The sequence below is a fragment of the Pseudobutyrivibrio sp. OR37 genome (assembly GCF_900113655.1).
Taxonomy (GTDB): domain Bacteria; phylum Bacillota; class Clostridia; order Lachnospirales; family Lachnospiraceae; genus Pseudobutyrivibrio.
In genome coordinates this window covers 17770-27984 of sequence record NZ_FOQF01000037.1, presented here as the reverse complement: position 1 = coordinate 27984, position 10215 = coordinate 17770, and the positions used below count along the sequence as shown (strand labels likewise).

Annotated in this window: 6 protein-coding genes; all 6 read left to right on the top strand. The window is 40.2% G+C overall.

Annotation, left to right across the window (positions count from 1 at the left end; translation table 11 throughout):
- The first annotated feature begins 238 nt into the window (after window positions 1-238).
- The 6 genes from BM097_RS16430 to alr all read left to right on the top strand — a co-directional run bounded on the left by BM097_RS16430 (window position 239) and on the right by alr (window position 10213).
- A complete protein-coding gene (locus BM097_RS16430; protein ID WP_090551609.1) occupies window positions 239-4969 on the top strand; it encodes a family 43 glycosylhydrolase in 4731 nt (1576 codons plus the stop codon).
- Between the two features lie 105 nt (window positions 4970-5074).
- Window positions 5075-5887 (top strand): hypothetical protein, encoded by an 813-nt coding sequence (locus BM097_RS14110; protein WP_090551606.1) that lies wholly within the window; start codon window positions 5075-5077, stop codon window positions 5885-5887.
- Window positions 5888-5889: 2 nt separating this feature from the next.
- A complete protein-coding gene (locus BM097_RS14105) occupies window positions 5890-6636 on the top strand; it encodes a sce7726 family protein (protein ID WP_090551602.1) in 747 nt (248 codons plus the stop codon).
- Between the two features lie 99 nt (window positions 6637-6735).
- Window positions 6736-8238 (top strand): ABC transporter substrate-binding protein/permease, encoded by a 1503-nt coding sequence (locus BM097_RS14100; protein WP_090551598.1) that lies wholly within the window; start codon window positions 6736-6738, stop codon window positions 8236-8238.
- 10 nt (window positions 8239-8248) lie between these two features.
- Window positions 8249-8983, top strand: a complete 735-nt coding sequence (locus tag BM097_RS14095; RefSeq protein WP_304442204.1) for an amino acid ABC transporter ATP-binding protein — start codon at window positions 8249-8251, stop codon at window positions 8981-8983.
- 60 nt (window positions 8984-9043) lie between these two features.
- Window positions 9044-10213 (top strand): alanine racemase, encoded by a 1170-nt coding sequence (gene alr / locus BM097_RS14090; protein WP_090551595.1) that lies wholly within the window; start codon window positions 9044-9046, stop codon window positions 10211-10213.
- The last annotated feature ends 2 nt before the right edge of the window (window positions 10214-10215 follow it).

Here is a 10215-nt window from a genome sequence, read left to right as displayed (position 1 = left end):
GTCTAAAAAAGGAAAAAACGAGATTGAAGCATATCACTTCAATCTCGTTTTCTTCATCGTAGCCTCCACCGCAATGTTAACTTAATGACATTGGGGCTTAGGCTCAGGTCTTTTTTTGTAAATTATTCAAACTCTTTCGTAAGAAATCGCATTTACTTTAAATGGTTTGTTTTGTAAATTCAAATTAAGTTGTGAAATAAATGTGTCCTGCTATTAAGCAGGGCGGAGAGGAGAAGTGATGTTATCAAAATGGGGGAAGAGATTTGTGGCAGGCTTCCTTTCCACAGCCATGGTTTTCACTGCGTCACCACTGACGGGGGTAGTGGCATACGCAGATGAGCCAGAGGTAAGTGAGGAAGCCTACGCACATGAATCATCAGAGGAGACTGATGATGAGGAAGAAATTAAGGAAGAGGTAAAGGAGGAAGTTGAAGAAGAGACAGAAGAGATTAATGAAGAAGCTTGTGAGGAAGAGGTAGAGGAAGAGGTAGAGGAAGCAGATGAAGAAGAGCTTCTAAAGAGCGAAGAAGCAGAGGCCGAAGAGGAAAAAACAGAGGTAAAAAGACTTTTACATTTTTCCATGGATAATACAGAAGCAGGGCTTACTAGTGGGGACTATACAGCTACTGTATCTGGAAACAATGTTGAGACTGATAAGGAATCTAGATTCATGAAGTCAATAGCCTTTGGCGGTGGCTCGTATCTTACTGTAAAGGATAAGAACGGAAAGAGTCCTTTAACAGGTTTAGATGAGATAACTATTAATTACTATAGTAAGGCTGGCACATCTGGAGCTGGCTGGGCTTTCTTTGCAGTGAGAAATAATGAAACTCCAGATTATCTACATAGCGAGCATTATCTTGGAATACTTGATAAGAGCGGCTCTCTTAGATTGGAGCGTTACAAGGTAGACAATTGTGACAGACCAGCAGTAAATGAAACAAATACAAAATCAGGCTGGAAGATGGTTACTGTTGTAGTTAAGAAGGATGAAACCATTCTTTATGTAGACGGTGTAAAGCAAAACACTGTAAAAAGCGATGCTCTTTTAACTGATATTTTGCAGGATAACAGTGCCTTTTATATTGGTAAGGCTAATTGGGGTGGCGGAGAATACTTCTACGGAAATATAGACGAATTCTCTATTTATAGCGGTGCTATGACTGATGAGCAGGTAAGCGAGAAGTTTAGAGCAGATGAGGCTTCCTTTATTGTTAAGGATGAAGATAAGGCAAAGCTTGCGGCAGAGGAAATCACACTGGCTAAAACAGAAAATATTAAAGGCAACATTACACTTCCTACCAAAAACAGCTATGGAGCCAAGGTGGAGTGGACCAGTAGCAGACCAGAAATCATCTCTGATAAGGCTGTAAAGGTGGAAGGCTATGATGATATGCCAGCAGGTGTAGTTAATCGCACAGATAAGACAGAGGAGGTTACACTCACAGCAAAGATTTCATTAGATGATAAGGAATATACAAAGGAGTTTAAGGTGACAGTTGCGCCTAAGGCCGAAGAAAAGAAGCTTACAAAGTATATGTTTGCCTTCTTCCCAAGCAATTCTGAGGAGCAGATGTATTTTGCAGCTGGCAAGGATAATCTTCATTTTGAGGATTTGAATGATGGTGAGCCAGTGCTTACATCAGAGATAGGTGACAAGGGAATTAGAGACCCATTCATCTTTAGAAGCGCAGAGGGTGATCATTTCTATATGATAGCAACAGACCTTAAGGTACAGACTACAGGCTGGGGCAATGCTCAGTACGCAGGAAGCCTAAGAATGCTGGTATGGGAATCAGATGATTTAGTAAACTGGTCTAAGCCTAGACTGGCTGATGTGGGAATGAATACAGAGGACTTTGAACAGTTTGGAAACGTAGGCTGCTTGTGGGCGCCAGAGGCAATCTATGATGAAAAGACTGGTGAGTATGTAGTATTCTGGGCATCAATGTCTAAGGACAAGAACTATCAGATTACATACTATTCAAAGACAAGAGATTTTGTAAATTTCACGACGGCTAAGAAATTTATAGATAGAGGCGACAAGCAGCATTGTATCGATACATCTATCGTAAAGGGAAATGATGGTAAATATTACAGAGTATCTGCTGATACAAATGCAAACGGCGGTTCGGTAAGTGAGCTTATATTAGAATCTAGCGACAGCATCTTAGGGGAATGGAGCAGATTATCTAATATATACGAAATCCAAGGTGGCATGAAAAATTATGATGCCTATAAGAAGGATACAAATGTTAAGTTTGTAGGTGGCACTGTAGAAGGCCCAGAGCTTTTTGCACTTAATGATGGCAAGACCTTCGGCCTTTATATGGATAACTATGGTGGAAGAGGCTATATCCCAACTACCACTACAGACATTTCTGATACAAGCGGAAAGTCATGGACACTATATACATCTGATGAATACGACTTTGGTTCATTGAAAAAGCGCCACGGAAGTATCATGGGAATTACCGAAGATGAGTACAAGGCCTTATTAGCTAAATGGGGTAATACCGTAAATACGAATGATGAAGAAGAAAAGGCTGAGCCAATCCTTACATACGATTTTGAAGATGTAACTGGTGATACCATAGCAGATGTATCAGGAAACCAAAACATAGGAAAGCTAAATGGAAACGCCACTGTTGCTGATGGCGAGGATGGAAAGGCACTTTATCTAGATGGAAATGGTAGCTTTGCAGCACTTCCAGAAGGACTGTTTGATGGCAGAGAAAAATGCACTATTTCATTTGATATGAAATCGGACACTGTAGATGGCAACTTCTTTAATTTTGCTATAGGAAAGGATAATAATAAATATTTCTTCTTACGCGCAAGAAATACTAACACCTATCTTGGAATAACAAGCGCATCATGGCAGGCAGAAAGCGGTGTGACTGCCCAGACAGCTGCTATTAGAAACAACTGGAACAACTACACTGTAGTATTCGATAAGGATAAGATGTACATCTACATCAACGGTCTTCTTTCAGGGGAGACTAAAATAGGCACAAAGCTTTCAGGCCTAGGCAAGAACCTTCAGGCATATCTTGGAAAGTCATTCTATTCAGGGGACGCATATGTAAAGGGATATTATGACAATGTAAAGGTATATAATCGCGCATTATCTGAAAAGGAGATTGCCGACAATTGCCATATCAAGCTTGAGCCACTTAAGGGTATTACATCTAAGGATGTAGTCTTTGTAGCAAGCAAGATTGATAAGGAAAGCAAAACAGTTACCTGCTATGTAAGCAAGAACAATACAAAGGGAGAGGTTAAGACAACTGGTCTTGACTTTGATTTGATTGATGGAGCAAGAATAGTAGAAACAGAGGCAGCCTATGACCTGTCAAAGGATGCAAAGCTTAAGGTGGAATATGATGGAGAGGTAATTGAATACACTCTTAAATTCATCCTTTCTAACAATCCATTACTAGGCGGACAGTTTGCAGATCCTGATATCGATTGCTTTAATGGTAAGTATTACATCTATCCTACAACAGATGGCTTCTCAGGCTGGAGCGGATATCAGTTCCATGTATTCTCATCAGACAATCTGGTAGACTGGCAGGATGAAGGTGTTATCCTAGACCTTAAGCAGGATGCAGATGAGAAGGCAGTTAACGAAAAGGGTGTTGAGATTGCAGCAGTACCTTGGTCAGATGGTAGCGCATGGGCACCTACAATAGAAGAAAAGAATGGCAAATACTATTTCTATTTCTGTGGAAATGACACAGAGACTAATGCAAAGGCTATCGGTGTAGCTTATGCAGATAGCCCAACAGGTCCATTTACTGTAGCAGATAAACCACTTATTTCTATTAAGACCTGTAAGGCTGCTGGCATTAGCATGGGACAGGCAATCGACCCATCAGTATTTACTGACAAGGATGGCACAAGCTATCTTTCATTTGGTAATGGCAATGCAGCTATTGTAAAGCTTAATGATGATATGATTAGCATTGACTCATCTACAATGGCAAATGTATCTGGATTAAATGGATTTAGAGAGTCATTGATTATCATTTATCGTGATGGAATGTATCACTACACATGGTCTTGTGATGATACAGGAAGTGAGAATTATTCAGTGGCTTACGGAACCAGCGACAAGCTTGGCGGTAAGGTAAACTACAGAGGAATGCTCCTTCAAAAGGATGTGGATAAGGATATCCTCGGCACAGGACATCATTCTATACTTAATGTACCAGGCACAGATGATTGGTATATTTGCTACCACAGATTTATGACTCCTCTTGGTCAGGTATCAGGTGGATTTGGATATCACAGAGAGGTTTGCTTAGACAAGCTTACATTTGATGCCGATGGCTTTATGGAGACTGTTCATCCTACAAATGAAGGAATATTAGATGCTGTTTACGTAAAGGGCTATGAGCCAAAGCCAGAACCAGAGCAGCCAGAACCAGAGCAGCCAGAACCAGAGCAGCCAGAACCAGAACAGCCAAAGCCTGGCAAGCCATCAGTTAATCCAGGAGCTGGTAGTGGTAGCACACAGCCTTCCGGTGGAAGCTCAAGCACACCAGCTAGCTCTAAAGCTGGTAACCAAGCGGTTGCAGCAGGAGAAACAACAACAATAGTAGATGCTGCTACACCTTTAGCAAATGCTATCAAGCAGTCAACTTCACAGCCAAAGGCTACAAAGAAGGTTGCTAGCAGCAATAAGGCTGAAAACACAGCAAATAAAACAGAGACAGAAGTAGCTACTACCGAAGAGACGGTAGCAGAAGAAATTACAGAAGATATCACAGAAGCAGAAGAGCTTACAGTGGAAGACAACATTGATGTAGCTTCAGATGAGGTACAGGTAGAGGAGGACCAGGTGCCTAAAGCTATAGATGAGAAGGCTACTTCATCACCTCTTGGAATTATTATTGGCATAATCGCAACAGGTGCCGTAGTTGCAGCAGGCTTTGTTACAGCAAGAAGAATAAAAAAGCCTTAAAGTAAATAAAAGCAAGCATAGAGAAATCGCGGTCTATTAATTTAGGCTGCGATTTTTTTTCATAAATCTAGTATAATGGTTATTGAGCAAAATTAAGGAGGCAATATGAAAAAGAAATTATTATCATTATTATTAGTATTATCTGTGGGAAGCTTATGTATGGCATGCGGCTTGGAGCAGGCTAGAGACAATGGACCAAAATCTCTTTTAGGTGGTTCTGAGGAGGTAGAGGAAGCAGCTACAGAGGAAGAAGAAAATTATGATGATGTAAAAATAGAGGTGGTTGAGAACTACGGCTATTCCGAGGAATACAAGGCAGCCTTTGAAACTGGAGAAAGCGCCGGTGCAAATTATATGAAGGAGGGCGATGCCGAGGCTTCAGAATTTGAAAGCTGGCAGGAGGCCTATAAGACCTTAATTGAGGAATGCGAAAATGACGAAATGGAGCACAAATATTCCCTTATTTACGTAGACGAGGACGATGTGCCAGAGCTTGTTTATACTACTATGAACAATCAGCTTGCAATTGCTACATTTACAAATCCTACTGTGAATATTTTTTCAAGTCAGATAGAGGGGATTAAATATATCAAAGGAAAGAATAACCTTATCGCCCACGAAAACATTGTGGCAGCTTCATCATTAAATGATTATGTGGTGGCTATAAAGGATGGCTTTTTTATTCAGCTTGCCTATGGTTCCTGCAGACCATTTGATGTATGGGCAGAGGATAGCTTTGATGAAAATGGAAAACCAATCATTTCTTACTGGGAAGTAAATGAAGAAGAGCTTTCAAGTCAGGAAGAATATGATGAAACAATCAACAAATATATCGATACAAAGCTTGCTGTGGATGGCTTTGAAAATGGTGGCGAGTCAGCAGATGATATCATTGCAAAGATAGATTCTATGGAGTAGACATGCTTAAAGATAAAGACATACGAGAGCCTTTGTTTGATTATCTTGAGGGGGAGTATGGCAAAACCAGGATAATCGAAGAAAAGATGATGGGAAGCTCAAGGGCTGATGTAATTATGGTGATTACAGGAGCCCTCGTGGGTATCGAAATTAAATCTGATGCTGATACCTACACACGTCTGGAAAGTCAGATAAAGGACTACGATAAATATTTCGATTACAATATAGTGGTGGTTGGAAGTAGCCATGCTAATCATGTGGGAGAGCATATCCCTGAGCATTGGGGAATAATTACTGTAGATGAAGTGGAAAATCAGTGCGATTTTTATTTCCTAAGAAGGCCTGAGCTTAACAAAAAGATGAGGCTAAACCGAAAGCTGGAGCTTTTATGGCGACCAGAGCTGGCAGCCCTTCAGGAAATGTATAAGATGCCAAAGTATAATGGAAAGAGTAAGGCATTTGTCAGAAAGACGCTGATTGAATGGACAAAGCTTCCACTTACAAAGGCTGAAATAACACGAATAAAAAGGGCAGCAAAGGCTGAAGGGAAGGAACCTTTCATACCGGAAACGAGAATTGATGCAACAGATTTGAATAAACAGATAAGTGAGCTATTATTCGAGAGGGATTATGAAAAATTACTTGAGGAAATTGCAACTTATAGAAAAGAACATACGCCAAGACGACGAGGCCCTAAGAAGTCCACCAGGGTGCGCCGTGTGAGGCGTTTGGCCAAAATTAACAAATAGAATATACAAGGAGTATCTGATTTTTTATAATTAGATACTTTTTTTATAATTAAATTGTGATATAATGTATAAAAATACATCGAAAAAGGATAAATATACATGAAAAAGAAATTATTATCACTTATGGTTCTTGCAGCAGCGGTGATGCTGGTGGGCTGCGGAAGCAAGACTGCTGAAACAAAACAGATTAAATCAGTTGATGATTTAGAGGGTGCAAAAATAGGTGTTCAGCTTGGTACAGTTGGCGACTTATATGCATCAGATATGGAAGGAGATAAGGCAGGCACTACTGTTGATAGATATAACAAGATTGCCGATGCAGTTCAGGCTCTTAAGCAGGGTAAGGTGGATTGTGTAATCGTTGACGAACAGCCAGCTATTGCAAGCACAGCAAATGAACCTACTCTTACTATATTAGACGAGCCTTTTACCTTGGAAGAATATGCAATCTGCATCGCCAAGGATAACACTGAGCTTTTGGATGAAGTGAATTCAGCTTTAGCAGAGCTTAAGGAAGAGGGCATTGTAGAACAAATCACTGCTAACTATATCGGCGATGATACAAAGGGAACCTGTCCTTATATCACTCCGGAAGGAACTACTTATGAAAATGGTACACTTGTAGTTGCTACAAATGCAGCCTTTCCTCCATATGAATACTATGAAAATGGAGATGTTGTTGGTATCGATATGGAGCTTATCCAGGCAATCGGTGACAAGCTTGGAATGAAGGTTAAAATCGAGGATATCGAATTTGACAGTATCATCAATGCTGTATCTTCTCACAAGGCAGATGTTGGTATTGCTGGCATGACCATGACAGAGGAAAGACTTAAGTCTATTAATTTCTCGGATTCTTATGTAACTACCAAGCAGGCAATCATTGTAAAAGATGATTCTCTTTCAGGAGATAGCCTTGGCTTTGTTGCAAATCTTAAGAGAAACTTTGTGGATGATAGCAGATACACATTCCTTTTAAAAGGCTTGTTAAATACACTTATCATCGCATTTTGCGCCGTACTTGCTGGTATGATTATCGGCTTTTTAGTTGCAATCGTACGTGTTACTTACGACAAGACTGGCGGCTTCAAGCTTTTAAATGCAATCTGCAAGCTTTATCTTACAATCATCCGTGGAACACCTATTATGATTCAGCTCTTAATCATCTACTATGTAGTATTTAAGGCTGTTAATGTTCCAAAGCTTTTGGTTGCAATTATTGCATTTGCCATAAATTCAGGTGCTTATGTTGCAGAAATTATGCGTGGTGGAATTATGTCGGTAGATGCTGGTCAGATGGAGGCAGGTCGAAGCCTTGGTCTTAACTACAAGCAAACTATGACAATCATCATTTTGCCACAGGCTATCAAAACAGTTTTACCATCACTTGCCAACGAGTTTATATCTCTTATAAAGGAAACTTCTATCTGTGGCTACATTGGTCTAATGGATTTGACCAGAGGTGGTGACATTATCCGAAGCATTACTTATGAAGCATTTTTACCACTTATTGCAGTTGCACTTATTTATCTTGTGATTGTACAGGTATTAAATTATGGAGTTTCAAAACTTGAAATGAAGCTTAGAAAGAACGAGAGATAGAGGAGATATTATGGCAGAGGTATTGATTAAAGTTGAAAATCTTTCAAAATCCTTTGGAGACAATGTGGTTTTGAAAAATGTAAATATGCAGATTGAAAAGGGTGAGGTTATTGCTATCATCGGACCATCTGGTTGCGGTAAATCTACCTTTATTAGAACCCTAAATCAGCTTGAGGAGCTTACAGCCGGAGCGATTTATCTGGACGGTGAGGATATTACAAAAAAGGGCGTAGATATTGATGATGTGCGCCGCAGAGTTGGAATGGTATTCCAGCATTTTAATCTGTTTCCACATCTTACAATTCAAAAGAATCTTACACTTGCTCCAGTAAAGCTTGGACTTATGAGCCAGATGGAAGCTGATGTAAAGGCAAAGGAGCTTTTAGCAAGAGTAGGCCTTTCTGATAAGGCAACAGCTTATCCAGATAGCCTTTCAGGTGGACAGAAGCAGCGTATTGCTATTGCCCGTACACTTGCAATGAATCCAGAGGTAATTCTTTTTGATGAGCCAACAAGTGCCCTTGATCCTGAAATGGTAAAGGAAGTTCTTGCACTTATGAAGGAGCTTGCTGATGATGGAATGACTATGGTAGTTGTAACCCACGAAATGGGCTTTGCAAAGGAAGTAGCAGATAGAGTGCTTTTCTTTGATGAGCAGGGAATCAAAGAAGAGGGCACTCCTAAGGAGATTTTTGAAAATCCTAAGAGCCAAAGACTTCAAGACTTCTTATCAAAGGTACTTTAGTTTTTTTCATAAAAGGCTATAATAGTATTGTTTATAAAAATACTTAGGAGCAATACTAAAATGGAATCAACACTTAGACGTACATGGGCTGAAATCAATTTAGATGCAATCGCCCACAATTATAAAGTAATCAGACAGAAAATCGGAAGCGATGTTAAGTTTCTTGGAGTAGTTAAGGCAGATGCCTATGGACATGGCAGTATCCAGGTTGGTCGTCTTTTACAGGAGCTTGGGGCAGATTATCTTGCTGTTAGTAGTGCAGATGAAGCCTTAGAGCTTCGTTCTAATGGAATCACAATGCCTATCCTCATTTTAGGTCACACACCAAAGGAGCAGGTGGCACGCTTGATAGAATTTGACATTACACAGGCTATCACCTGCAAGGCAAAGGCTGATGAATACAGTGCTGAAGCTGTTAAATGTGGCGGCACACTTAAGGTTCACATCAAGGTAGATACTGGTATGTCTCGTTTAGGCTATCTTTGCGACAATACATATTTTGACAATGGCGTAGATGGAATAGCAGAGGCTTGCAATATGCCAGGTCTTGATGCAGAGGGAATTTTCACTCACTTTGCTGTGGCAGATGAATTTGGCGAAAGCAATGATGAATATACAAAGCATCAGTTTGAATTATTCACTAGCGTAATTAAGGCTGTAGAAGATAAGATTGGACACAAGTTTAAGATTAGACATTGTGCAAATACAGGAGCTACTGCTCGTTTACCAGAGACTTATCTTGATATGGTTCGTCCAGGACTTCTATTATATGGCTATGGTGAGTTTGCCCGTGAGATGGATCTTCGCCCAGCAATGACACTAAAGACAACAGTCAGCACAATCAAGATTTATCCAGAGGGAACAGCTATCAGCTATGGCAGAACCTTCGTTACAGATAAGACTACAAGAATCGGTGTATTGCCTTATGGATATGCAGATGGCTTCCTTAGAAGTCTTTCTAACAACTGTTCATTAATCACAAAGGAAGGTCCAGCAAAGCTTCGTGGTAAAATCTGCATGGATATGTGTATGATCGATATTACAGATATGCCTGCTGTAGATGTTGGAAGTGAGGTTGAAATCTTTGGTGAGAAGAATTCAGTAGATGACCTTGCTGAAAAGGCCGGCACAATACCTTATGAGCTTACATGTGCAGTTAGTAAGAGAGTACCTAGAGTATATTACAGAAATGGTGAAGAAATAGAGCGTGAATTAATGCTTAGATTTTAAAA